At 47.3% G+C, this 26,342-nt stretch carries 26 protein-coding genes and 1 riboswitch; all 26 genes read left to right on the top strand.

The genetic code is table 11. The features are described from left to right. Positions 1-33 precede the first annotated feature (33 nt). Positions 34-1,263, top strand: coding sequence for an FtsW/RodA/SpoVE family cell cycle protein (locus J2T16_RS13950; RefSeq protein WP_221791297.1), 1,230 nt, complete (start codon positions 34-36; stop codon positions 1,261-1,263). Positions 1,264-1,467: 204 nt separating this feature from the next. Further along, entirely contained in the window at positions 1,468-2,694 is a 1,227-nt protein-coding gene (locus J2T16_RS13945) for an FtsW/RodA/SpoVE family cell cycle protein (protein ID WP_499018527.1), read from the top strand. Positions 2,695-3,027: 333 nt separating this feature from the next. Beyond that, on the top strand, positions 3,028-3,693 hold the full coding sequence (spoIIR, locus tag J2T16_RS13940) for a stage II sporulation protein R (protein ID WP_221791295.1): 666 nt from the start codon (positions 3,028-3,030) through the stop codon (positions 3,691-3,693). Between the two features lie 205 nt (positions 3,694-3,898). Continuing rightward, entirely contained in the window at positions 3,899-5,158 is a 1,260-nt protein-coding gene (locus J2T16_RS13935) for an L-threonylcarbamoyladenylate synthase (protein WP_260511161.1), read from the top strand. 256 nt (positions 5,159-5,414) lie between these two features. Then, complete coding sequence (locus J2T16_RS13930; RefSeq protein ID WP_336121754.1) at positions 5,415-5,975, top strand: manganese efflux pump MntP; 561 nt, start codon at positions 5,415-5,417, stop codon at positions 5,973-5,975. A 65-nt stretch (positions 5,976-6,040) separates the two neighbouring features. After that, positions 6,041-6,613: a low molecular weight protein arginine phosphatase gene (locus J2T16_RS13925; RefSeq protein WP_090922833.1), complete on the top strand. Its 573-nt coding sequence runs from the start codon at positions 6,041-6,043 to the stop codon at positions 6,611-6,613. 96 nt (positions 6,614-6,709) lie between these two features. After that, positions 6,710-6,791: riboswitch (ZMP/ZTP riboswitch) on the top strand. Positions 6,792-6,935: 144 nt separating this feature from the next. After that, complete coding sequence (locus J2T16_RS13920; protein WP_336121755.1) at positions 6,936-7,529, top strand: TIGR01440 family protein; 594 nt, start codon at positions 6,936-6,938, stop codon at positions 7,527-7,529. A gap of 217 nt (positions 7,530-7,746) precedes the next feature. Then, a complete protein-coding gene (glyA, locus tag J2T16_RS13915; RefSeq protein WP_167375780.1) occupies positions 7,747-8,994 on the top strand; it encodes a serine hydroxymethyltransferase in 1,248 nt (415 codons plus the stop codon). Between the two features lie 437 nt (positions 8,995-9,431). Continuing rightward, positions 9,432-10,061, top strand: a complete 630-nt coding sequence (gene upp, locus J2T16_RS13910; protein ID WP_090922856.1) for a uracil phosphoribosyltransferase — start codon at positions 9,432-9,434, stop codon at positions 10,059-10,061. Positions 10,062-10,100: 39 nt separating this feature from the next. Then, the gene (wecB, locus tag J2T16_RS13905; protein ID WP_221791292.1) at positions 10,101-11,258 is read left to right on the top strand and encodes a non-hydrolyzing UDP-N-acetylglucosamine 2-epimerase; all 1,158 of its coding nucleotides are present in this window, start codon (positions 10,101-10,103) and stop codon (positions 11,256-11,258) included. 186 nt (positions 11,259-11,444) lie between these two features. Continuing rightward, a complete protein-coding gene (locus tag J2T16_RS13900; protein ID WP_090922860.1) occupies positions 11,445-11,699 on the top strand; it encodes an AtpZ/AtpI family protein in 255 nt (84 codons plus the stop codon). Continuing rightward, entirely contained in the window at positions 11,692-12,069 is a 378-nt protein-coding gene (locus tag J2T16_RS13895; protein WP_090922862.1) for an ATP synthase subunit I, read from the top strand. Before J2T16_RS13900 ends, J2T16_RS13895 begins: the two co-directional genes overlap by 8 nt. A gap of 47 nt (positions 12,070-12,116) precedes the next feature. Further along, the gene (gene atpB / locus J2T16_RS13890; RefSeq protein ID WP_090922864.1) at positions 12,117-12,935 is read left to right on the top strand and encodes a F0F1 ATP synthase subunit A; all 819 of its coding nucleotides are present in this window, start codon (positions 12,117-12,119) and stop codon (positions 12,933-12,935) included. A gap of 74 nt (positions 12,936-13,009) precedes the next feature. Continuing rightward, complete coding sequence (atpE, locus tag J2T16_RS13885; RefSeq protein WP_090922866.1) at positions 13,010-13,234, top strand: F0F1 ATP synthase subunit C; 225 nt, start codon at positions 13,010-13,012, stop codon at positions 13,232-13,234. Positions 13,235-13,347: 113 nt separating this feature from the next. Continuing rightward, positions 13,348-13,836, top strand: coding sequence for a F0F1 ATP synthase subunit B (gene atpF / locus J2T16_RS13880; RefSeq protein ID WP_090922868.1), 489 nt, complete (start codon positions 13,348-13,350; stop codon positions 13,834-13,836). Continuing rightward, positions 13,833-14,381: a F0F1 ATP synthase subunit delta gene (locus J2T16_RS13875; protein WP_090922870.1), complete on the top strand. Its 549-nt coding sequence runs from the start codon at positions 13,833-13,835 to the stop codon at positions 14,379-14,381. Before atpF ends, J2T16_RS13875 begins: the two co-directional genes overlap by 4 nt. 16 nt (positions 14,382-14,397) lie before the next feature. After that, positions 14,398-15,912: a F0F1 ATP synthase subunit alpha gene (gene atpA / locus J2T16_RS13870; protein ID WP_090922872.1), complete on the top strand. Its 1,515-nt coding sequence runs from the start codon at positions 14,398-14,400 to the stop codon at positions 15,910-15,912. A 130-nt stretch (positions 15,913-16,042) separates the two neighbouring features. After that, entirely contained in the window at positions 16,043-16,915 is an 873-nt protein-coding gene (gene atpG / locus J2T16_RS13865; RefSeq protein WP_090922874.1) for an ATP synthase F1 subunit gamma, read from the top strand. 95 nt (positions 16,916-17,010) lie between these two features. Then, on the top strand, positions 17,011-18,414 hold the full coding sequence (atpD, locus tag J2T16_RS13860) for a F0F1 ATP synthase subunit beta (RefSeq protein WP_090922876.1): 1,404 nt from the start codon (positions 17,011-17,013) through the stop codon (positions 18,412-18,414). A 63-nt stretch (positions 18,415-18,477) separates the two neighbouring features. Beyond that, complete coding sequence (locus J2T16_RS13855) at positions 18,478-18,882, top strand: F0F1 ATP synthase subunit epsilon (RefSeq protein ID WP_090922878.1); 405 nt, start codon at positions 18,478-18,480, stop codon at positions 18,880-18,882. Between the two features lie 647 nt (positions 18,883-19,529). After that, positions 19,530-19,787, top strand: coding sequence for a DUF1146 family protein (locus J2T16_RS13850; protein WP_090922880.1), 258 nt, complete (start codon positions 19,530-19,532; stop codon positions 19,785-19,787). Between the two features lie 521 nt (positions 19,788-20,308). Beyond that, the gene (murA, locus tag J2T16_RS13845; protein WP_090922882.1) at positions 20,309-21,655 is read left to right on the top strand and encodes a UDP-N-acetylglucosamine 1-carboxyvinyltransferase; all 1,347 of its coding nucleotides are present in this window, start codon (positions 20,309-20,311) and stop codon (positions 21,653-21,655) included. A 470-nt stretch (positions 21,656-22,125) separates the two neighbouring features. Beyond that, positions 22,126-23,520, top strand: coding sequence for a stage II sporulation protein D (spoIID, locus tag J2T16_RS13840; RefSeq protein ID WP_336121756.1), 1,395 nt, complete (start codon positions 22,126-22,128; stop codon positions 23,518-23,520). 374 nt (positions 23,521-23,894) lie between these two features. Further along, positions 23,895-24,632, top strand: coding sequence for a stage II sporulation protein SpoIIQ (spoIIQ, locus tag J2T16_RS13835; RefSeq protein WP_090922885.1), 738 nt, complete (start codon positions 23,895-23,897; stop codon positions 24,630-24,632). 171 nt (positions 24,633-24,803) lie between these two features. Beyond that, positions 24,804-25,091: a sporulation transcriptional regulator SpoIIID gene (spoIIID, locus tag J2T16_RS13830; RefSeq protein ID WP_024632710.1), complete on the top strand. Its 288-nt coding sequence runs from the start codon at positions 24,804-24,806 to the stop codon at positions 25,089-25,091. A 220-nt stretch (positions 25,092-25,311) separates the two neighbouring features. Continuing rightward, entirely contained in the window at positions 25,312-26,310 is a 999-nt protein-coding gene (locus J2T16_RS13825; protein ID WP_090922887.1) for a rod shape-determining protein, read from the top strand. Positions 26,311-26,342: the final 32 nt, after the last annotated feature.

Genomic DNA, 26,342 nt, shown 5'->3' with positions numbered 1-26,342 from the left:
AGATTTTCTGAATGCTTGGAGGAACATAAAGACATGCTGCACAAATTCAAAAAGATCGACTACTCCATCGTTTTTATTTTGGTGATCCTGATGGTCATTAGTATAATGGCCATTTACAGTACTACGTTTGGTCGTCCAAAGGTTGAGGGATTCTCCAAAAATATGATTGTATTTTATGTTTTGGGTTTTGTTGTTTTTTTCGGAATGTCCATGATCAACTATAAATTTATCGTCAAAAATTATTTATATATCTATGGGCTGGGTCTGTTACTGTTAGTTCTGGTTTTGTTCATTGGTAATGAGTATTACGGAGCCCAAGGTTGGCTTTCGATTGGCGGAATCAGTCTTCAGCCTTCGGAGTTGTTCAAGCTATGTCTGATTGTCATGTTATCGACACTGCTCGCTAGGAAGAAGAACAGGCCTTTGTTTTTTGGGCGAGATGTCATTCCGATCAGTTTGTGTGTGCTGCCGCCCTTGCTGCTTGTGTTGTTGCAAAATGACCTGGGTGCGGTGCTCAGTTATATTTTTATCTGGATCGGTTTATTATGGATCGGCAATATCAAATTTTCACATGCATTGATTGGTTTTGTACTGGCGGTAAGTGCTATCGTTGCTGGCATACAAGCATACATTCATTATCATGATGAAATTACAAGTTTCCTCAAAGATATTAAACGTGCACACTGGGCAGAACGGTTTGACCCATGGCTTGTACCTGAACTGACATCCAGAGACGTATTGTGGCAGACGTACAATGCCAAACTTGCCATTGGTTCTGGTGGGGTTACGGGTAAGGGTTACATGGAAGGTACCACCATTCAATCCAATCGGGTACCTCTGGCCTATGCAGACTCGATTTTTGTACAGATTGGTGAAGAGTTTGGCTTTGTTGGCGCATCGGTACTTCTTTTATTGTATTTCATCCTGATTCATAGGCTAGTCTTAATCGCTTTGGAATGTAAGGATCGCGTAGGTGCTTATTTGATTGTAGGTATTATTGCGATGATTCTGTATCAGGTCTTTGTCAATATCGGACCGTTTATAGGACTCATGCCACTGACAGGTATCACCTTGCCATTCATTAGTTATGGAGGAACATCACTGCTCATTAACATGATCAGTATGGGGATTGCCATGAGTATCAAGGTACACACCGAAGAGAATGAAGATATCCTGGGAGCAGCGGAGCAACCGAGTATTACGGAACTGATCTTGAAGCTGTTCAGACGCAAACCTGTGCAACAGGAGCAACCGGAACAGTGAACATGAATGTTTACAGCAATATTGAAAAAGAAGTCAGATCAACCTTGGAATCGTTCTTCCCGGCATTCGCTGGGGAACGGACTTTCAAGGTTTTTTGCTTTAAAATCAACCGGATTTCCATTCTCCCATCCAATTAGGTACAATGGTAATATTGATCATTATTGGTAAAGTGCGATGTGTGAACTAGGGGGATATTCAAACATCATGTGGAAAACGGTAAAGAAGCTGGATGGCGTCATTCTTTTTGTTCTGTTGTTGTTAATGGCGATTAGTATACTTGCGATTTATAGTGGAACACGCTTTGATCCCAAACTCGCGAATCATCATGTGAAAACGATCTATTTCTACGTGGTTGGGTTCATTGCAGTCATCGGGATTGGTTTGTTTAATTACAAGTTGTACGTAAAATACGCTTTTCTTCTATATGGTATAGGCATTATTTTCTTGATCCTGGCCAATGTGCTTGGAAGTACGTTGAATAACGCGAATGGCTGGCTGAAAATCACGGAAAGCATTTCGTTTCAACCTGCGGAATTGTTCAAAATGATCCTTGTTCTATTTCTTGCCCATTTAATTGTGAAGCGTAAACGTGGGGAGCTCGGGTTCTGGAGAGATGTCGTACCGATTGGGCTCTGGACATTTACTCCCTTCGCACTGGTTATGGCTCAGAATGACCTGGGTAACGCTCTCGGTTATGTGGTCATTCTGGTTGCTATTTTATGGATCGGCAATATAAAGCTGAAACATGCGTTAATCGGGCTGGCGATTGTGGGTGCTTTCTTTATTGGTTTCATCAAATCGTATACCTTCTACCATGATGAAATATTCGCCTTTATGGAAAAGATCAAACGGGAGCACTGGGCTGAACGGATCGATCCGTGGCTTGTACCCGAGAAAGCCACAGCCAAAGCGATGTGGCATACAAAAAATGCAGGACTTGCCATCGGATCGGGCGGGATTATGGGCAAGGGTTTTTTGGAAGGAACTTCGGTTCAAAGCGGACGTGTGCCGTATACGTATTCGGATTCCATCTTTGTGGTGGTCGCGGAGGAATTTGGTTTTGTCGGAGCTTCGCTCTTAATCCTGTTATATTTTATCCTTATCCACCGGATGGTGTTAATCGCACTGGAGTGCAAAGAACGGGCCGGACCCATTATCATTGTGGGTATTATCGGGATGTTACTCTATCAGGTGTTTGAAAATGTAGGTGCATTCCTTGGCCTCATGCCACTGACAGGCATTACCTTGCCGTTTATTAGTTATGGCGGTACGTCTCTGCTGATTAACATGGCCTGTATTGGGCTGGTGATGAGCATTAAGTTGTATGGTGATGAAGACGAGGATGAATGGTTTCCAGAGGAGCAATCACCATCGTGGATGCAGCGGATTCGGAGTCTGATGAAAAAGAAAAAAGAGAATAGCGCGATGTAGTTGTGTTTTTCACGAGTTGGAGGGATTATTCAGATTAAAGTAGCATCTAATCCATTACTGTCTTCGAAAAAAAGCTTAGTGGTCACTAAGCTTTTTTTATATGCCCGAGAAGAGATGGTTTAGGGGCATTTCGTAGAATAAATGAGTGCTGAAATCATCTCCTTTTAGTAAGGAATCTCTTTTCTTTCCCGATCTATAAAGCCAATTCATCCGTTTCTATGAAAAACTTTAATAGATTTCTGGTTTGTACTAGGTTTACTTCTTCCTCTACCGGGCATACTGATAGACATGAGAGAGTTGCAGCTGGATATCGGAACCGAGGGGGAGAACGGGATGAACAGACGAATTGGTAAACAAATTGGACTTATCCTTGTATGTCTTATGATGATCATTATGATGTGGGAAGGTCAGAAAACCGATGCGGCTGTTGCTGCTACTACTATTCCGGAGCAATCGATCCGTTTGCGGATTCTAGCGAATTCCGATGCGGCGGGAGATCAGCTCGTGAAACGCGAGATTCGGGATGCGGTCGTTGCACAGATGGGCGAATGGGTTGGGGCGCTGGAAAATCCGCAAAGTCTGGAGCAGGCTCGGTATGTCATTCGTGAACATCTGTCCGAGATTGAGAATCGGGTAGGAGAAGAGCTAATGAAACGTGGTCTAACTTATGATTATCAGGTGGAGCTTGGCACGGTTCCTTTTCCAACAAAGCTGTATGGGGGTACGGTATACCCTGCTGGCGAGTATGAAGCGGTACGGATTACGCTGGGCGAAGGCAAAGGGCAGAACTGGTGGTGTGTACTGTTCCCGCCACTCTGTTTCATCGATGCAAGTACAGGGGACGCGCTGGCTAAACCAACGACAACGACAGTCTCTGCCTCAGCTGGGGATGCTGTAGAGGTGAAAGCAACTGTGCAAGGTGAAACGCCTGAAGCGAGATTCTTCCTGTGGGATGTGGCTGTGAAAATATGGGATTGGGTAGTAACTTTATTCGCCTAACAACGAATATAAGACATATTAAAATGCAGTGCAATATAGAATAAAAAACTAAGGGATGGAAGTTTCGTTGCAAATGTGCAGGGAGCTTCCTTTTCTACATGAACAGGATATGCGGGAGAAGTACCCTATGGTTGGATCGAACCTGTAACGTTATAGATATGGTATACTTATATGTACTGAAATTGAACCTACTTGAAGTTTAGGGATGATGATATATATGAACAGAGAGCACGAAAAGGTACAACAACCCTCATTAGAGGACAAGCATGATCATGCGGCGGTAGAGAGAGCCGAGGTGGAACACAATACAGCCTTTTGGGATGTCAGAGCACTGGTGCATGAGCAGAGTGAGGGCGAGAACATAAATGTGCACGTTCAAGAGATTTCCCCAGTATCGGATGTGAAAAAGGGAAACGCCGCCCGCGAAGCGGCGCTCGCTGACTTGCAGGCTGCCGCGGCCTGCCTTCGTCAAGGGGAGACGGTTGCCTTCCCGACCGAGACGGTCTACGGCCTCGGCGCAGACGCTCGCAGCACGGAAGCAGTGGAGGCAGTATTTGCCGCCAAAGGGCGGCCATCCGACAATCCGCTGATTGTGCATATCGCGCACCGTGACCAGCTGCATGAACTGGTCACTGAGGTGAATGCAACAGCGGAAGCGCTGATGGCGGCCTTCTGGCCAGGCCCGCTGACGCTGGTGCTGCCGGTTAGGCCAGGGGCGGTGTCCCCGCGGGTCACTGCCGGGCTGGACACGGTGGCCGTGCGCATGCCGGACCACCCGGTGGCGCTGCCACTCATTGCGGCGGCGGCATGCCCCGTGGCTGCGCCAAGTGCGAACCGCTCCGGGCGGCCTAGCCCAACCCTCGCCGCACATGTGCGGGAGGATCTGGATGGCCGCATCGGCGGCATTGTGGACGGCGGCCCCACGGGGGTGGGCGTCGAGTCCACCGTGGTGCAGGCCGGTGACGACGGTACCGTCACCATCCTGCGCCCTGGCGGCATCACGGCGGAACAGCTGTCCGCCGTAGCCGCCCGTGTCGCCACGGACCCGGCGCTTCTCGCCGAGGGGTCCGGTGGCGACAGCAACAGCCCGGCGCCGCGCTCGCCGGGCATGAAGTACACGCACTACGCACCCGCAGGGGCGCTGTGCGTGGTAGAGGGGCCGCCCGCAGCGGTGGCGGCCTGGACCCGCGCCGCCCTGGCGGAGGCGGCGCAGCGCGGAGAGCGTACCGCGGTGCTGGCGTTCGCCGAGCACGCGGAGCAGTACCGCGCCGATGCCGTATTCTCGCTGGGTAACGCCAGCGAGCTACAAGAAGCTGCGCGCAGGCTATACGCCGCGCTGCGCAGCTGCGATGAGCAGGGCGCCACATATATTGTGGCGGAAGCCTGCTCGCGCGAAGGGCTGGGAGCAGCCGTCATGAACCGGCTGCTCAAGGCGGCAGGCAACCAACTTATTCAAGTTGGCTGAGCCGCCTACCTAAACGCTCCTGCCCACAGGATCAGGAGCGAGCCTCAACTTTTGCAAGCATTCATCTCGCTTGCATGCAGTCGTCACGTTTAACGTCCCAATCTACTATTTTCATATTAGCAAGGGCGCCCTTGATCTGTTTTTTTCTCCGAAAGCTGTATCCATACTTCCTAGCTCCGTTTCCCTGTAACCGTCATGTTTGAGTTCTTGTCCGCATATCGTGTACAAGAACCTTATGTGACTTGGGGGTATGAGGATGTGGGATGTGTCTGCCCATGTAGGGCAGTTGGTAACCATTCTGATTATGGCGGTTGCGCTGGGGCTTGATGCATTCTCGCTGGGCATCGGCATTGGCATGAAGGGTATACGGCTACGTGATGTACTGAAAATTAGTACCGTTACGGCACTGTTTCATGTCATCATGCCGCTTGCTGGCATGTATATGGGTAAGTATGTCAGTTCCTTGCTGGGCAATATTACGAATTATGCAGCAGGCAGCCTGCTGGTACTGTTAGGTGCTCACATGATTTTAAATGCATTTCGTGAAGGGGAAACCAAGCTGGTCGATCATCGATCTTTGCTGGGTATTCTTTTGTTTTCGCTTAGTGTCAGCGTAGATTCATTCTCTGTCGGGGTATCGCTCGGTATGTTCAGCAGTGATCTTGTCCTGACGATCTTGGCCTTTGGTTTCTGCGGTGGTTTGATGTCGATCATGGGGCTGCTTCTGGGACGTAGGGTAAGTCAGAATTTGGGCGATTACGGTGAAGCTGTAGGCGGGGCGATCTTGCTTGCCTTTGGACTTTTGTTTATATTTTAAAAAATAAAGCGGTTGAACGATAAGATAGGTAGTTCACATCTTGATTATATGGGGAGGCTATCACAATGAAACATATTTTGTTTGTATGTACAGGAAACACGTGCCGCAGCCCCATGGCAGAAGGGCTTCTGCGGAAACTTGCAGCCGAGCGCGGTATCGAGGTACATGTTCGTTCAGCAGGTGTGGCTGCATCGTCAGGCATGCCGATATCACGTCATGCCGAAGCAGTTTTGAAGGATCATCAGGCAGAGGGCCCATCCCAGTCTACACAGCTTAGTGAAGCGTTGGTCGAATGGGCAGATCTGATTCTGACGTTAACCCGGAGTCATAAGCAACATGTGATGCAGGTGTTCCCGAATTCCATTCAGAAGACCTACACGCTGAAGGAATATGCCGAGAATGATACACAAGTGCTTCAAGATCTGGAGGAATTGGACAGCCTGTTTGCTACACTGGAGATGAAACGGGCCCTGGGCCAGGAAATTCTAGCCTCGGAGAGGGAGCGTGCAATCGAAATTCGGCAGCGTATTCCGAGTTTTGATATCTCCGATCCGTTTGGTGGTAGCCGGGACGATTACAATATTGCGGCAGCAGAGATTCGTACAGCGTTATCCAAGCTTCTGGATAAGCTTGAATAATTCAGCTGTACAGAGACAAGATACAGAAACAGAACATGGAATGTAAATTAACCGTTGATTTTAAAGTGGGGTTGATTTATGATGAAGGGGAGAACAGGGATCCGGTGTAACTGGCGACGAAGTGGGCACAACCACAATGGAGCACCGGAACAAACGGCCGGTCGCCTGGGCAAAAGAGCAATTCTGCGATACCCGCAGACTGCTCTTTTTTTCGTCTTTCATCTGATTTTTCGCTATAATAGTACCTGAAATGCCATGCAACGTATGCGTTGAGCAAAATGATCACAAGATGACGGGCATGATTTTATCGGGAGGCGATAGGATGACTATTGAACTGGATTCAGAACAACCCGGATTGCAACAACAGACAGCATCAATCCTGCGCGAACTGGCGACAGCCGGTAAACTTGGCTCTGGCCATGTTGTTGTTATTGGCACGAGTACAAGTGAAGTTGCAGGTCAGCGCATCGGAACAAGCGGTGCCGTCGACGTGGCAGATCAGTTGCTTGCAGGTATTCGCGAGGTGCAGACAGAGTTTGGTTTCGACACTGTATTCCAGTGCTGTGAGCACCTGAATCGAGCGCTTGTGATGGAACGTGGGTTGCTTGAGCGGCTCGGACTGACAGAGGTTGGCGCTGTACCTGTGCCGAAGGCTGGTGGTTCCATGGCATCTACCGCCTATCGTTCACTGTCCGATCCATGTCTGGCTGAGCATGTTCAAGCCCATGCAGGTATGGATATCGGAGAGACTATGATTGGCATGCATCTTCGCCATGTTGCGGTTCCTTTTCGGACATCGCTTCGTTACATTGGAGAGGCTCGTGTCACAGCAGCACTTACACGTCCGAAGCTGATTGGCGGCGAACGTGCGGTTTATCGAATGGAAGAACAACCTGATTCTACCTTTTGTGACTAACGTATAAAGTGAAATGATGTTTACACGTAAACGGAGAGTGCAACACCAATCTGGAGAAGCGAAGCGTTCACGTTTATCACCGAATTTCCCCTTTATCAAAGGGGTTCAAAGAAATTTGGGGATAACAGTGATCGTAAGATGGTGATGCAATCGAAGTCAGGAGTGTAACCTGAAGGCTCGCTTTATAACTTCATTATAATTTAGGAGGAATTTAATCATGGAACAATTGCGTAAAAATGACCCTGCAGTATTGGAAGCGATGAATCTTGAACTGAAACGTCAACAGAACAACATCGAGCTGATCGCATCCGAGAACATCGTAAGTGAAGCGGTAATTGAAGCACTCGGCTCCGTTCTGACGAATAAGTACGCTGAAGGTTATCCAGGCAAACGTTACTATGGTGGCTGTGAGCATGTCGATATCGTTGAAGATATCGCGCGTGATCGCGCGAAAGAACTGTTTGGTGCAGAACATGCGAACGTGCAACCGCACTCCGGTGCACAAGCGAACATGGCTGTATATCTGGCAGCATTGAAGCCTGGTGATACCGTTCTGGGTATGAACCTGGCACATGGCGGTCACTTGACCCATGGTAGCCCGGTTAATGCTTCTGGTTTGCTTTACAACTTCGTTGCGTATGGTGTTCAAGAAGATACATTCCTCATTGATTATGATGAAGTTCGCAAAGCAGCATTCAAACATCGTCCTCGTCTGATCGTAGCAGGTGCAAGTGCATACCCACGTACGATTGATTTTGAGAAGCTGGCTTCCATCGCCAATGATGTTGGCGCGCTGTTCATGGTTGATATGGCACACATCGCAGGACTTGTTGCAGCTGGACTGCATCCTAACCCGGTGCCACATGCACACTTCGTTACAACAACAACACACAAAACATTGCGCGGACCACGTGGCGGTATGATCCTGTGCCGCAAGTCCTGGGCAGCTGCCATTGATAAAGCGGTATTCCCAGGTTCCCAAGGTGGACCTTTGATGCACGTGATCGCTTCAAAAGCTGTAGCGTTTGGTGAAGCATTGCAACCTTCGTTCAAAACGTATGCTCAGAACGTGGTGAAAAACGCACAGGTGCTGGCTGAAACATTGATCGCTGAAGGATTGAACATTGTATCCGGCGGTACAGACAATCACTTGATGCTGATTGATACTCGTAGCGTAAACATCACGGGTAAAGAAGCGGAACATGTGCTTGATTCCATCGGTATTACCGTGAACAAAAACGCGATTCCATTCGATCCAACAAGCCCGTTCATTACAAGCGGTATCCGTATTGGTACACCTGCTGCGACTTCCCGTGGTATGGACGAGAAAGCAATGGTAGCGATCGGTAAGATCATTGCGAAAACTCTTAAAAATCCAAAAGATACAGCAACACTTGATCAGGCACGCGCAGAAGTGACTGCACTGACGGATCAATACCCACTCTACACCGACCTTAAATACTAGTATTACTTATAAATATTGCTCGTGCTGTTTGTATTTGAGATGTTCAGGGTGTGAACACGCAGACGGAGCAAACCGAAAGAACCTGAAGAAGCGAAGCGCTCGCCTTTATCACCGGAATTCCACCAACTAATTAATGGATCAGAGAATTCTGGGGATAACAGCGATCGAAAGGTCATTCGGTTTGCGGAGCATCTTTAGTGTTCACAGGTATTGAGAGCATTCAAGTGACATAACAGCACGAGCAAACAGGACTGGATGAATCATTTTCCGGTCCTGTTTTTGTAGGATTTGCTTTTCTGTAATGATTAGGTGCCCTTTGATGGTGTAATTCAGTGTGGGTGATGATATAATATACAGGATTTATCGAGCCTGTGAATGACGGCTAGGTATATTTGGAAATGCTTAACTCATGAAGAACTTACCGGAGGGACAATTTAATGGGAAAATTAGTAATATGTGATCACCCCCTGATTCAACACAAACTGACGTTTATACGCGACATGCGTACGAATACGAAAGATTTTCGTGAATTGGTTGATGAAGTAGCAACATTAATGGCTTACGAGATTACAAGAGATGTTGAGCTGGAATCCATTGATGTACAAACGCCTGTAGCTGCGACACAAGGAAAAGTAATTTCTGGACGTATGCTTGGACTGGTACCGATTCTGCGTGCGGGACTAGGGATGCTGGATGGCGTTGTGAAGTTGTTGCCAGCGGCAAAAGTAGGACATGTTGGTTTGTTCCGTGACCCGGAAACACTGCAACCGGTTGAATACTACACCAAGCTGCCTACAGATGTGACTGAACGTCAACTTATTGTGATTGACCCGATGCTTGCAACAGGCGGATCGGCAATCGCAGCGATTGACGTGCTCAAAAAGCGCGGATGCACTCAGATCAAAATGATGAACCTGGTCGCAGCGCCAGAGGGCGTAAAAGCAGTACAAGATGCACATCCAGATGTAGACATCTATGTAGCTGCGCTTGACGACCGTCTGGATGATCACGGATATATCGTGCCAGGACTTGGCGATGCGGGAGACCGTTTGTACGGAACGAAATAAGCATATTTTCATGCGGATTAGAAAAGGAGCTTTGCTCAAATGTCCAAAAAAATTAAAGTGATGACTATTTTCGGGGTGCGTCCAGAAGCGATCAAGATGGCTCCGCTGATTCTGGAATTGCAAAAACATCCTGAGTCTATTGAGTCGATTGTTTGCGTAACTGCGCAACATCGCCAGATGCTGGATCAGGTTCTTGAAGTTTTCGACATTCATCCCGATTATGATCTGGATGTCATGAAAGATCGTCAGACCCTGAACGAAATCACCATTCGTGTTCTTGGCGGTCTGGAGCCGGTTTTGCGTGAAGCTAAACCTGATATCGTGCTCGTTCACGGTGATACGTTGACTACATTTGTAGCCAGCTATGCAGCCTTCCTGCAACAGATTCAGGTCGGACACGTGGAAGCCGGTCTGCGGACGTGGAATAAGCTGTCACCTTACCCGGAAGAGATGAACCGCCAGTTGACGGGTGTTTTGGCCGATCTGCATTTTGCGCCAACGGACTGGTCTTCTTCCAATCTTGCCAAGGAAAATAAACCGGAGTCTAGTACCTACGTCACAGGCAACACGGTAACAGATGTGTTTCAATATACAGTACGGGAGGATTACAAACACCCGGTACTTGATTGGGCCCAAGGCAAACGCCTGGTGCTGATGACTGCTCATCGCCGCGAATCTCAAGGCGAGCCTCACCGCAACATTTTCCAGGCCGTCAAACGTATTGCTGACGAATTTGAAGATATTGCCATCGTGTACCCGGTGCACCCTAGTCCTGCTGTGAAGGAGCCGGCTCACGCGATTTTGGGGAATCATCCCCGTATTCAGTTAATTGATCCGCTAGACGTAGTGGATTTGCATAACTTTTACCCGCACACTCACTTGATCCTGACTGATTCAGGCGGTTTGCAGGAAGAAGCGCCTTCGTTTGGTGTGCCTGTTCTTGTATTGCGCGATACTACAGAGCGCCCGGAAGGCATCGAAGCAGGTACGCTGGAATTGGTAGGGACAGAAGAGGAACGTGTATATGAACGGACCAAGGCTCTGCTTACGGATGAAGCACTGTATGCAAGCATGAGCCAAGCTGCTAATCCATACGGTGATGGACATGCTTCGGAAAGAATTGTCAATGCGATTTTGCACCATTTTGGCGTAAAAAGTGAGCGTCCGGAATCATTTCACAGAAAGTTCAAAAAATAATTCACATTTTCTGTTGGATTTATAGAGGGGATAGCATACAGTTAAACTGTACGGTTTACGCGGGTTTATGGGCTTTCTTAAGCTGTAGACCCGTCGTTTCTCCCTTTAAAACGCTAAAATCAATCAATTGACAAAGGCTCTCATCATTCAGTAAAATTAACTGGGATTGCAAGGGTGGCGTGGAAAATGGCCGATTCGAACAAACCAAATTCATCCCGTAACCATGATGATAAGGTCTGGAAAGCAATGGGGCTCGTGACAGCTTTTGGGATCGAGATTGCCTTGCTCGCTGTTGCCGGGTATTACGCTGGCTCGTGGTTGGACAGGACCATTGGAGGCAACGGAATATGGATCGCCGTAAGCGTTCTCTTTTTTCTTGCGGCAGGCGGGGTAAGCATTTACTTTATTGCTAAAAAATTCATGGGGGAAAGTGATGAGTGAACTAGCCAGATATCGCAGATGGATGACCGTTTCCGTCATGTACATTCTCATGATTTGTTTTCTGACGGCTGCATTTGCACCTCGTTTGGAAACGATTGCTTTGGGACTGGCCCTGGGTGTTAGCATCAGTTTGATTAATGCATTTTACCTGGGCTACAAGGTGAGGAAGATGTCCGATGATGCGGCAGAAGGTAATCTGAAGCGTGTGAACCTGGGATTTTTGACAAGAGCGGCGCTCGCAGTGCTTGGTATTTACATATCGATGCGCTTTCCGCAGTACTTCAATACATATGCGGTTGCAGGCGGTCTGGCCATTGCGCAATTTTCCCTATTAATTATAGGGATCATCATGTCCCGCAAAGCAGAGTGATTTTGAGTGTGGCAACTTTCAGGTAGAGAAAGGGGTGAGAAAAAAATATGCATGAAGCTCCAGTGATTATGCTTGGTGGATTTCATCTGGACTTGTCCGTACTATTGATGTTGATTGTAACCAGCGCCATTGTCTTCATATTTGCCATCATCGCTACACGGAACCTGTCGGTGGATAATCCGGGAAAGCTGCAAAACTTTATGGAGTGGGCTGTTGAGTTCGTTCGTAATCTGATATCCAGTACGATGGACATGAAGAAAGGCAAACACTTTATTTCTCTCGCACTTACGATGATTTTGTTCATCTTCGTAGGAAATATGCTTGGGCTTCCATTCCAGGCAGTTACCGATGTTAAGGATGTTAATGCAGCTACCGTTTTCGGGAAACCAATCGTTACAGCGGTTGAGGCTTATGAAAAGGCTCACGCGAAGGACCCAGAAGCGCATCCACATATCGAGCTGGCTTGGTTCAAATCACCAACAGCTGACTTGTCCGTAACGATGGGACTAGCTCTTGTAGCCTTCCTCGTAGCACATGGACTTGGACTGTTCAAGAACACTAGAGGTTATCTGAAGCACTATGTGCAACCGTACGCGTTGTTCCTTCCGATTAATATTATCGAGACCGCGTCCAAGTTGCTCACGCACGGCATGCGTTTGTTCGCGAATATTTTTGCGGGTGAGGTGCTGATTGCAACCATCCTCAAACTGACCAGCTTTAAAGTGCTGGGCGCTATTTTCGCAATACCGCTACTTGCAGTGTGGCAAGGTTTCAGTATCTTTATCGGCGGGATTCAAGCTTTCGTTTTCGTCATTCTAATGATGGTGTACATTTCACAGACCATCGAAACGCACGAAGAACATTAAGTTTTAGACCTGCGGGGATCTCTCCATCAGGCTGAACAATAAAATTGATTTATAATTTTAAGGAGGATATACAAATGGGAGCAATGGCATTAATCGCAGCAGCAATTGTTGCAGGATTGGGCGCTTTCGGCGCAGGTATCGGTAACGGTATGGTAATCAGCAAAACAGTGGAAGGGATCGCGCGTCAACCAGAAGCGAAATCCACACTGCAAACAACAATGTTCATCGGGGTAGGTTTGATCGAGGTATTGCCGATCATCGGTGTGGTACTCGCATTCATGTTCTACGGTGCTGCTTAAGACATAACACAGTACGGCGGGGAAGGCTGTAGCCCTCCGCGCCTTCTTTTTAGCTAGGAACTTATCCTGTAAGGGATAACGGTTTAGGATACCTCCAGGAAGGAGTGAACAGATTGAGTTTCTTATGGGAAAATACGCTTCTTGCGATTATCGCATTTTTGGTTTTATACTGGCTGCTTAGCCGTTATGCTTTCGGTCCGTTGTTCTCCATCATGGAAAAGCGTCGTGAACTCGTAATGAGCCAGATGAATGAGGCTGCTCAGACTCGGGAACAGGCGATTGCTTATGTGGAGGAGCAAAAACAGGCTCTGGAACAAGCGCGCAAAGAAGCTCACGACATTATTGAACAATCCAGACAAACGGGTGGCAAGCAGGCTGAATCCATTCTGGCTGATGCCAAAGCTGAAGCAACTCGTCTCAAAGACGATGCTGTACGTGAAATTGAGAGCGAGAAGAACAAAGCGGTTGCCGCTCTTCGCAGCGAACTGGGTACTGCTTCCGTTCAGATTGCTTCCAGATTGATCAAAAAAGAAGTTGAGAACGGTCCAGCACAAGAGGAACTTGTGAACCAATACCTCAATGAGGTAGGGGGCCGACAATGAGCCGCGATACGATTGTTGCCAAGCGTTATGCAAAAGCATTGTTCGAAGTTGCTCTTCAGCAGCAGCAAGTGCTTGAAGTTGAACAGGAACTGCGTGCCGTTGTCAGTGGATTAACCGGAGATCAAGAGATTATCAAATTTATTGTTTCTCCAAACATCTCTGATGAAGCCAAGCGAAATGTGCTTCATGCAAGCCTTGATGGCAAAGTGTCCGAACCTGTCCTTCGCACGGTTTTGCTTCTGATTGAGCGTGGCCGCGTGGAATTGTTGCAAGACCTGTTGGATGATTATGTGAGAATTGAAGGGGATTCCCTTGGAATCGCCGATGCTCGCGTATACTCGACCTATGCATTGAAGGAAGAAGAGAAAGAAGCGGTAGCCCGTGAGTTCGGTGGCCGTGTGAATAAAAAGATCCGTATCGAGAACATTGTTGATCCTGCACTGCTGGGCGGATTGAAAGTCGCCATTGGCGATACGATCTATGACGGCAGCTTGGCTGGCAAGCTCGAACGTCTTGAGCAGTCTTTTAACAGACGAGTACAGTAGATTGGGGTGAGGACACTTGAGTATCAAACCAGAAGAAATCAGTACATTAATTAAGAGTCAGATTGAACAATATAAGACTGATATCGATGTAGTCGAAGTTGGTACAGTTATTGAGGTTGGTGACGGGATCGCCCGTGTATACGGACTCGAGAATGTCATGTCCAACGAGTTGGTTGAGTTCCCAAGCGGTGTAATGGGCCTCGCCATGAACGTAGAAGAAAGCAATGTCGGTGTCGTTATCCTGGGACCTTACTATGATATTCGTGAGGGCGACCAAGTGAAACGGACTGGTCAAATCATGCAGGTGCCTGTAGGCGAAGCATTGATTGGACGTGTCGTGAACCCGCTTGGTATTCCAGTGGATGGCAAAGGGCCAATCGCTACAACGGAATTCCGTCCGGTTGAAGGTAAAGCACCAGGCGTAATGGATCGTAAATCCGTTCATGAGCCGATGCAAACAGGAATTAAAGCCATCGATGCAATGGTACCAATCGGTCGCGGACAACGTGAGTTGATCATCGGTGACCGTCAAACAGGTAAAACATCGATTGCCATTGATGCGATCCTGAACCAAAAAGGTAGCGGCATGAAGTGTATCTATGTGGCTATTGGTCAGAAGCAGTCTACGGTTGCACAAGTTGTGGAAACTCTTCGTCGTAAAGGCGCAATGGAGTACACCATTGTTGTAACAGCAGCAGCTTCCGATCCATCACCACTCTTGTACATCGCACCGTACTCCGGTTGTTCGATGGGTGAGTATTTCATGTATAAAGGCGAGCACGTCCTGGTTATCTATGATGACTTGACTAAACAAGCTTCTGCTTATCGTGAGTTGTCCTTGTTGCTCCGTCGTCCACCGGGCCGTGAGGCTTATCCGGGTGACGTCTTCTACCTGCACTCCCGTTTGCTGGAGCGTGCTGCGAAGCTGAACGATGAACTGGGTGGTGGTTCTTTAACCGCACTGCCGTTCATTGAAACACAAGCTTCCGATGTATCTGCTTATATTCCAACGAACGTAATCTCCATCACGGATGGACAGATCTTCTTGGAAGCTGACTTGTTCAATGCTGGACAACGTCCGGCGATCAACGTTGGTATCTCTGTATCCCGTGTCGGTGGTTCTGCTCAGATCAAAGCGATGAAAAAGGTTGCAGGTTCCCTGCGTCTTGACCTCGCTCAATATCGTGAGCTTCAAGCGTTCTCCCAGTTCGGTTCCGATCTGGATAAAGCGACTCAGGCTCGTCTGAATCGTGGTGCACGTATGATGGAAATTCTGAAGCAAGGTGTTAACCAGCCGTTGCCTGTAGAACAACAGGTTGTCAGCTTGTACACTGCAGTTAAAGGATTCCTTGATGAGATTCCAACAGGTGATGTTACTCGTTTTGAGCATGAGTTCCTTGCGTTCATGGAGAGCAACCACCCGGAAATTCTGGGATCGATTCGTGAAACGAAAGAATTGACAGCAGACAATGAAAATGCACTCAAAGGTGCAATCGAGAAGTTCAGAAAGAGCTTCGCAGTCTCTGTCTAAATAGATGATTGTAGCTGCGGAGTTGTCTAACCGATTCCGCATGTCTGCATGCAAAACTTTGACTCAGTCAAAGCAGGAATATGCTTACGAAGTAGTTTTGACTATGTCAAAACTTTAAGGTGGTGAAATCATGGCAAAAGGCATGCGCGAAATTAAGCGGCAAATTAAAAGCGTACAAAGCACAAAGCAGATCACCAAAGCAATGGAGATGGTTGCAGCTGCAAAACTGCGTAAAGCGCAGGAAAAAGCAGAGGCCGCACGTCCTTATTCAGAGAAGTTGAAAGAAGTTGTGGCGAGCATTGCCTCCAGTACCCAAGGTATCCAGCACCCGATGCTGGAAAGCCGTCCGGTCAAAAAGACAGCGTATCTGATCATTACGTCAGATCGGGGTCTTGCAGGTGGATACAATGCGAACGTTCTGCGTCAGGTGAGTCAGACTCTGAAAGAGCGTCACAACTCCCAGGACGAGTACGAATTATTCGTTATTGGTCGTAAAGGGCGTGACTATTTCAGAAGACGCGAAATTGCTATGGCTTCCACAACTACAGATCTGTCGGACTCACCTTCATTCGCAGATATCAAATCCATCGCTCATGAGGCAGTTCATGGATTTGAACTGGCTGATTTTGATGAATTGTACATTTGTTATAACCGCTTTGTAAATGCGTTGACCCAGATTCCGACAATGGAGAAACTTCTCCCTATGGAAACACCTGAGTTAACTCCTGCGGATGGACCGACTGCGAGCTACGAGTATGAACCGTCAGCTGAGGCTGTGCTGGAAGTTTTGCTTCCGCGTTATGCGGAAACATTGATCTACGGTGCACTGTTGAATGGTAAAGCGAGTGAACTGGGTGCGAAGATGACAGCAATGGGTAATGCAACCAAAAATGCATCGAAACTCATTAATGATCTGTCATTGACTTATAACCGTGCCCGTCAAGCAGCGATTACGCAGGAGATTACGGAAATTGTGGCAGGTGCCAACGCAGCACAAGGCTAACCGTTTTTTATTTAATGAAGGCTTGCACTGCAAAAATAAACGAACGGAATTTTATTTTTGCCAAAGTAGCAGGCTTGTAGGAGGGGAACGTTAAGATGAACAAAGGACGCGTTGTGAGCATCATGGGTCCGGTTGTTGACGTCGAGTTTGATCGCGGCGGTCTGCCGGAAATCCTCAATGCCATTACGATCACTACAGTAAACGAGAGCGGTGTGAGTGTAAATCTTACACTCGAAGCTTCGAAACATCTGGGTGACAACCGTGTACGTTGTATCGCGATGTCCTCCACGGACGGTCTCGTACGTGGCATGGAAGCCGTAGATACTGGAGCTCCAATCTCTGTACCTGTCGGTGAAGCGACACTGGGCCGTGTATTTAACGTACTCGGCGAAGCGATCGATACTGGCGGTACAGTTGTATCTGAACATAAAAACCCGATTCACCGCTCTGCTCCTGCATTTGATGAATTGACTACCCAAGCGGAAATGCTTGAAACAGGTATCAAAGTTATCGACTTGCTGGCTCCTTACGCAAAAGGTGGTAAAATCGGTCTGTTTGGTGGTGCCGGTGTAGGTAAAACGGTAACCATTCAGGAATTGATCAACAACATTGCGCAAGAACACGGCGGTATCTCCGTATTTGCCGGTGTTGGTGAGCGTACCCGTGAAGGTAATGACTTGTATCACGAGATGAGTGATTCCGGCGTTATCAACAAAACAGCAATGGTCTTCGGACAAATGAACGAGCCACCAGGCGCACGTCTTCGTGTAGCCCTCACAGGTTTGACTATGGCGGAATATTTCCGTGATGAAGAAGGCCGTGACGTGTTGCTCTTTATCGATAACATCTTCCGTTTCACCCAAGCGGGTTCAGAAGTATCTGCCTTGCTTGGACGTATGCCATCCGCGGTAGGTTACCAGCCTACGCTGGCAACAGAAATGGGTCAATTGCAAGAGCGTATCACTTCAACGAAAAAAGGATCGGTTACATCCATCCAGGCGATCTACGTACCTGCGGATGACTATACTGACCCGGCTCCTGCAACAACGTTTGCTCACTTGGATGCAACAACAAACCTGGAGCGTAAAATCTCCGAGATGGGTATCTACCCAGCCGTAGATCCACTCGCATCCAGCTCCCGGATCTTGTCTCCTGAAGTTGTTGGCGAAGAGCACTATAGTGTCGCACAAGGCGTTAAACGTATCTTGGCACGTTATAACGAACTTCAAGATATCATCGCAATCCTGGGTATGGACGAGCTCAGCGAAGAAGACAGAGCGCTCGTATATCGTGCGCGTAAAATTCAACGTTTCTTGTCCCAGCCTTTCCACGTTGCTGAAGCATTTAACGGTATTCCGGGTAAATACGTTCCGGTTAAAGAAACAGTGCGCAGCTTTAAAGAGATTCTCGAAGGCAAGCATGACGATCTGCCGGAAGCAGCATTCCTCTTCGTGGGTACGATTGAAGAGGCAGTGGAGAAAGCTAAAACACTGGTATAATCTGAGTCCAGGATTGTCCTTATGAAGCGAGCTATCCTTCGGATAGTTTCAGGAGGGATGGAATTGAGCACCTTTTTGTTGGAGATCGTAACGCCTGAGCGTCTCGTCTATTCACAGCAAGTGGATAGCGTCATCGCTCGCGGTATTGAAGGGGAACTGGGGATTCTCCCTGGTCATATCCCGATGGTCACACCTTTACAGATTGCACCGATCACGATCAAAAACGGAAAAGAGAATAAGCAAGTCGCCATCGGCGGCGGCTTTATCGAAGTCCGCAAAGATAAGGTTGTTGTACTCGCAGAGAGTGCCGAATTCCCGGAAAGCATCGATGTGGATCGTGCGCGTGCGGCCAAAGAGCGGGCAGAACGCCGGCTTGCCAGCCAAAGCAACCAGGATCACTTTGATCACCGTCGTGCAGAGATTGCTTTGCAAAAAGCGGTTAACCGGATCAACGTATTCGGCAAATAAAGTAACTTATGGAGCCCGGCGGCATTGTCTGCCGGGTTCTTTTACTCTTTTATGAAGAAATAATGATAGAAATAAAAAAGTGGAATACGATGATGAATTGCCAATACGCTATTTATGGATTTGAATGTTAGAGAGTTTTCTCTTTATATAGTATGAATAGCTTCAAATAATTAGATTCACATTTCAATGATCAGGTGAATAAGATGTAGGACTTAAGTAGTATGGGCATATCACCCTGATAGAACTAATTTTACGAGATTCAGTAGAATTATTTCCGAGGAAATGACAGAATCGATATCGTTATAACGCTATTTTATGTCGTTTTAGTCACCCATTACTGGCGGATAAAAATTAAAATATTTTTTGAAGTGGAAATCAATGTAGTTGACAAGTAATAGTGAAACAGCCTATATTCCTTAGAGTCAGCAGATGCAGGAAGTAGGGCGCTAGATGTCCATCATCTTGCAGAGTTGAATTGTTGTTGCTTGATCAGGTAGGCATCAGAGACTTTTTCAATTCGAGGGGGACCTGACAGTAGAACAGAGATGTTTTTCTGGTTTTCGCTCATTCCTGTGTACTAACAAGTTATGGGGGTTAGGCATATGATATGCCGATCGCTGCAACAATCAAGGTGGAGGTAAGAAGATATGGGTAATGATCTGGCGAATCAGGTGAACCAGACATTGAGCACAAACAGCCTGATCTCAATTGTCGTTTCTCTTATATGTATAGCGATTACATGGTGGTCATTGCAAAATCTGAAATTGGATTTAGTGATCAGACAGCCGAAAGGTCCTCAGGGGAGACTGTTACATTTGTTGCTGGCCATTATTCTAGGGCATGCCGTTGCTGGCTTTGTTATTGATTATTTGTCCTGGACTCAAATGTTAAGAAATTTGTTTTAATGTTGAGATGGTTGGTTAATCATCTGTTAGGTTCTTCAAGCGGCTCATTGTCGAATAACATCGATTAATTGTGTTAACAATTAGAGTATGAGCTGTCGGCCAAAATATAAGAAAGAAATGTGAACGTTTAACTGACCAAATTTGAATTGTTTATGTAAAAAATGCTTGTATCGAACAATTCAACAATGTTATGATGGAAGTTAGGGAATTCACAATTTTTCACTAATTATGTAGGTTATAAAGGGGATATCCGGTAGTTACCGGCTAAAAACCATCCCAATTGGTCTGTTCTGATGCTAAGATGGCCTTTTTAATGAGTTTTCAAGCCATAAAGCAGGATGTACAGTACACATGGTATCATCGATATGAATTATACAAACCAATTCTTTTCTGATCAGACATCTGTGCTTACATGCCAGAATATGTCGAAATTCCACACACAGCAACAGTCCTTTCTATCACAGTGGGGCTTACGTATTCCGGAATGAGGAAAAGGGAATAAAAGCGCGGAGGGAACCATGATGAGCAAATTTATCGTCCGCGGTGGCAAAAGGTTGACCGGAAGTGTCAAAGTTAGCGGCGCTAAAAATTCTGTTCTTCCGATCATCGCTGCCTCTCTCTTAGGGGAAGAAGGACAAAGCGTTATTATTGACGCACCTCCTCTAGACGATGTGATGACGATTAACAAAGTGTTGGAATCGCTAGGAGCGGGAGTTACATACCGGGACGAAGTGATTACCGTAAATGCGGAGAACCTTACTTCCTGTGAAGCCCCGTATGAATGGGTTAGTAAAATGCGGGCGTCTTTTCTGGTCATGGGGCCTTTGCTGACGCGTTTGGGTAAAACAAGAATCTCATTGCCTGGTGGATGTGCCATCGGTACACGACCGATTGATCAGCATCTCAAAGGGTTTGAAGCCATGGGAGCCGAGATTAGCTTGGGCCAAGGTTATATCGAAGCACGTAGCCAAGGACGGTTGCGCGGGGCGAAAATTTATCTGGATGTGGCTTCTGTAGGTGCCACTCAAAATATTATGATGGCTGCAACTTTGGCCGAAGGTGTTACGGTTCTGGAGAATGCGGCGAAAGAACCTGAGATTGTCGATCTGGCTAACTTCCTGAACGGGATGGGTGCAAAGGTTCGCGGAGCCGGTACGGGCGTTATTCGTATCGAAGGCGTTGAGAAACTGTCTGGTGTTAAGCATACGGTAATTCCAGATCGTATTGAAGCAGGAACGTATATGGCTGCCGCAGCAATCTCTGGTGGTGACGTATACGTTGAAGGTGCGATCTCTGATCACTTGGGTTCCGTTATTGCTAAACTTGAAGAAATGGGTGTAACAGTACAGCCTGACGAGAATGGCGTGCGTGTTATTGCAGACCGTCCACTCAAAGCAGTGGATGTCAAAACGTTACCATACCCAGGATTCCCGACAGATATGCAATCCCAAATGATGGCTTTGTTGCTGGCATCCGAAGGAACGAGCGTTGTGACTGAAACGGTTTTTGAGAACCGCTTTATGCATGTTGATGAGTTCCAACTGATGAACGCAGAAATCAAAGTTGAAGGAAGATCCTCCATCATTACAGGCAATGCTAAGCTGAAAGGTGCTAAAGTGACAGCTACAGACCTGCGTGCAGGGGCTGCTCTGATCATTGCTGGCTTGGTCGCTGAAGGCACAACTGAGGTAGGTGGTGTACATCACATCGACCGTGGTTATGTACATTTGGCAGAAAAGTTAAATGGCCTCGGGGCAGATATCTACCGAATTTCGGTGGAAGAGCCTAAGCTGGATGCAGTTAAGGCGCCTAGCGAAAAAGTTGAGGAAGAAGTTCCTATGTTTAAAGTACAACCAACTTGGGTGTAAACCTTCGTTTATATCACATAGCGTTATTTCTGTATAGCTACTCTACTGTGGAGAATACAGGAACAAGATCAAACGTATCGTATCCGTTTGATGAAGCTGAGCCTCCGGGCTTGGCTTTTTTTGTTCTTTTTACAAGTTCAAACGATATATGAGGATGGTCTGTTAAGGACCTGATTCTATTAATACCTGATCCTAACTTTGTGTAACATAACATCTAGGCTTATATCTATTTTGACCATATGAAAGAGCGGGTGTTCCATACCCATTGATCGGGATGCACTGTGTAAACCGCGTAGTAGCAATGCTTTCAGGTATCTACTCATACAAAGGAAAAGGTGCTCATTAAATAGCAACGGTTCGCGTTTCTCTTAAATCCGGTTCTATCAGATCGAGTGAACTCATATCTTAAACTATGGATTTGAGAAAAAACCAGCCATGACCTGGTCATCGACAACGGAGGGGTATCACGGATGAAAGAAGCTCGTGTACAACTAAAAGTACCTCTTGCCCCGCGGCCCGGAATGCAGGGATCAGAGGAGAATTTAATTCAGGATGCAGAGAAAGACAGGTTGAATCCTGAGAAGAAGAGAGGTGCCCCGTTACAGATGGCAAAGGTGCAAATCGTAATGGGGAGCAAGCAAGAAACGATACATGCTAAACGTAGGGGATTGTCTACGGAGGAACTGAAACAGGAAGCTACAGAGCATATAAATATCCCGCTTATTGAGTTGGATGCGTTTCGTAAGGTAAAATGTCGTCGTATGCGTGCATTCGGTCACCGTCACCGCTGGGGACGCCACCCAGGGCGTTGGCAGCCCGCAGTAGCGGTATCAGCACTGCTTGTTCTGGCGATATGCATTCCGGTCATCCTGGTGTGGCCGCGAGCAGGAGAACAGGTAAAATCTACGCCTGCTCCTACAGGTGTGAACGCTGGTACCGGTCTACAGTCTCCTAATCCTGTACCCGCTGTGCCTGTAAGCTATCCTGAGCCGAATGTGCGTGTTTACTTGTCTGCTACCGGGACAACGTTGGAATTACCACTTGAGACATATGTGACGGGAGTAGTTGCTGCTGAGATGCCAGCTGAATTCGAGTTAGAAGCGTTAAAAGCACAAGCGATAGCTGCTCGCACATTTATCGTGAGAAGACTTGCTGCAAACGATACAAGTGGCGTACCTTCAGGCACAGCAGATGTCACGGATACGATTAGTCATCAGGTCTTCATTCCACCCGATCAGGTCAAGGCGGATTGGACAAGGTTAGGTAAAGCGAAGGAATGGGAAAAACTTCAGCAGGCCGTTCGTGAAAGCCGCGACGCAGTTATGACGTATCAGGGTCGCGCGATCACAGCATCCTTTTTTTCAACCAGCAATGGATATACGGAAAATGCAGAGGATGTGTGGGGGAACGTTGTTCCCTATTTGAAAAGTGTAGCTAGCCCCTGGGATAAACAGCTTGCACCAGGTTTTGAAGAAACAATTACGATGAAGCGTAGTGAAATTTTGCAGAAGATGAGCCTAGATGCAATTCCGGTGTCAGCAGATAAGAATGGTTCCTGGATCAAAGTGTTATCTACGACCAAAGGACATCGTATTAAAGAAATGCAGATTGCAGGTGAAACGTTCAGTGGCCCGGAAGTTCGCAAACGTCTCGGACTCAGATCCAGTCAGTTCAACTGGAGAACAACAGGCGATGAAGTGCAGATTACAACGTATGGTTATGGCCATGGAGTGGGTATGAGTCAATGGGGAGCAAATGGTATGGCGCAGGAGGGGCACACGGCTACCGAGATTCTGAAACATTATTATACGGGAATCTCTTTCGGACAGGCATCCAAGATGCTAGCCTCAAAGCAGGGGAAGTGAGGATAGTGAGTGGTTCTCTACCAACCTCCCGTTCCGGAGCTTTTAAGATTTGGCTATATATGAGTAAAGTGAGAGCATACGGAGAGCGCAGGGGACAGAAAAGACCTGTAGAAGCGAAGCTGAAAGCTTTTTGAAAAAAAGCTGCATCGGAAGCATAAACTTTCCTTTACTACCGGATTTCACCTTTGAAAAAGGAGGTAGAAGAAATCTGGTAGTAACCTGCGGTCGAAAGGTTTTCTGGCCCCGAAGCGGTGCACGGATGAACACTGATCTCTAACATATATAGCATTCTTTGAAAGCTGTGTGAAAATTTTTAGAGTCGCGCGTGTATAAAAGAGTTGCACCCGGTAACACTTGTTACTGAGGTGATCAAGATGAATGAAAACAACAAAAAATCAATCCAAGAAGAAACTCCTAAAACAACTCAAGGAGTACCGGCAGCTCAGCCCTCTTCATGGAGAAAAGCAATGTCCAAACGTTGGGTTTTCCCGGCAGTCTACATCGCAGCAGCAGGCATTATACTAACTCTAGTGTGGGTCTATCAGGGAACAGGCGGCAAAGCGCTGAACCCGGACTCTCCTAAAGAATCAGTAGAAACAGGCGCAGCGAGCAACGAGGGAGCCGTTACAGGTGGGGATCAGGAAAGTGTGGAAGTTGTTGCAAAGTCGGAAAATTTTGTTTGGCCAGTAGCATCTCCTTCCGAGATCTCGGTTGTTAAACCATTCTATGACAACGAGGCTTCAAGTGAAGAGCATGAAGCAGCGATGGTGCAGTACAATGACACATTTATTCCGAATACGGGTGTCGATCTGGCACGCGGTGATAACAAATCATTTGAAGTCAAAGCAGCACTCAGCGGTAAAGTTACACGTGTTGAGCAAAATCCGCTTACAGGTCAAGTGGTGGAGATTACTCACAGCGATAACCTGAAAACTGTATACCAAAGCCTTGCGGACGTCAAAGTAAAACAGGACGATGAAGTGAAGCAAGGAGATGCGATTGCATCTGCCGGTGTGAGTGAGCTTGGAAAAAACCTAGGAAATCACCTTCACTTTGAAGTTTATGAAGATGGTCAGCCTGTAAACCCGCAAGGATATCTTCCGGAAAAATAAATGATTTTTACCGCACTAACATGATGGGCAGGGGTGAATAACCTCTGCTTTTTTTATGCTTTTCAGAAAATAATGGGACCTTCGAAGCTTGTCACACCTCTAAACCGCGAATATATAGGCATGCTCCTCATATAATGTACCAAACTATCCACACAGTAGGGAGGCGGGAGCGTGCACGATTACATCAAGGAACGGACCATCAAAATTGGTCGCTGCATTGTTGAGACGAGAAATACGGTCCGTACCATTGCCAAAGAATTCGGCGTGTCAAAGAGTACTGTGCATAAGGATCTGACGGAGCGTCTGCCGGAAATTAACCCTGATCTTGCTGACCAGGTGAAACACATTTTGGAATACCATAAGTCGATCCGTCATTTGCGGGGCGGTGAAGCGACCAAAATCAAGTACAAAAAAACGAGTGGAAAAAAACGTGAGGTGCTGGCTTCCGCCAAATCATAAGCAAGTTCTTTGAGAACTAGGCCAAAAAGCTCACAGCATGGATTGAATCCCTCCCCTGAAGTATGATATGTTAAAAGCTGGTACAGGATCGAATTATGACATCTTATCAGCCCGATTTTTACATATATATGTTGCACTTTGTCGAACGAGCGGTGACGTGATAAGAGACACTTTTTCACAGGATACGCTGACCAAATAATATCACTTTGGGGGCTCTTTTATGTTTAGCAAGGATATCGGTATTGATCTTGGCACGGCAAACGTGCTTATTCACGTGAAAGGAAGCGGAGTTGTTCTCAATGAACCTTCCGTCGTGACCATTGAAAGCGATACGAAGCGGGTCCTTGCTGTCGGGGAAGAGGCGCGTCGTATGGTGGGGCGTACGCCGGGTAACATTGTTGCCATTAGACCGCTGCGCGATGGCGTTATTGCGGACTTCGAAATTACGGAAGCCATGCTTAGACATTTCATTAGTCGTGTAGGGGCAAGAAGCTGGTACAGCCACCCGCGAATTTTGATCTGTGCACCAACGAATATCACTTCTGTAGAGCAGAAGGCCATCCGCGAAGCAGCGGAGCGCAGCGGTGCCAAAGAAGTATTTCTGGAAGAAGAGCCGAAAGCGGCTGCGATCGGGGCAGGTATGGATATTTTCCAACCGAGCGGCAATATGGTCGTGGATATCGGCGGCGGAACGACTGACGTTGCAGTCCTGTCTATGGGCGACGTAGTCACCGCCTCTTCTATTAAAGTTGCGGGGGACAAGTTCGACGAAGCGATTATCAAGTTTATTAAAGCAAAATACAAACTTATGATCGGAGAACGTACAGCCGAAGATATCAAAATCGCAATTGGTACCGTTAACCCTGCGGGTCTTCAAGCTGAGATGGATGTTCGCGGCCGTGATATGGTAACCGGTCTGCCGGTTACAGTTACTGTTTCAGGTAGTGAAGTGCAGGAAGCGCTATGGGATTCCGTGCAATCCATTATCGTTGCGGCCAAGTCGGTACTGGAGCGCACACCACCTGAACTGTCTGCGGACATTATTGACCGTGGTGTCGTTTTGACTGGTGGAGGTGCATTGCTGAACGGACTGGATGAACTGTTGTCCAATGAATTGCATGTTCCGGTATGGGTTGCAGAGGATCCGATGCACTGCGTTGTAAAAGGAACAGGCATTATGCTGAATAATTTGGATCAAGTAGTTAAGAAAAAATTCTAGTTTGCCGATATAAAAAGCAGGTAGGTTCACCG

Source organism: Paenibacillus intestini (assembly GCF_030803945.1).
GTDB classification, from domain to species: Bacteria; Bacillota; Bacilli; order Paenibacillales; family Paenibacillaceae; genus Paenibacillus; species Paenibacillus polysaccharolyticus.
Note: the sequence above shows the minus strand (reverse complement) of the source record. Positions and strands in the feature narration are given on the sequence as shown.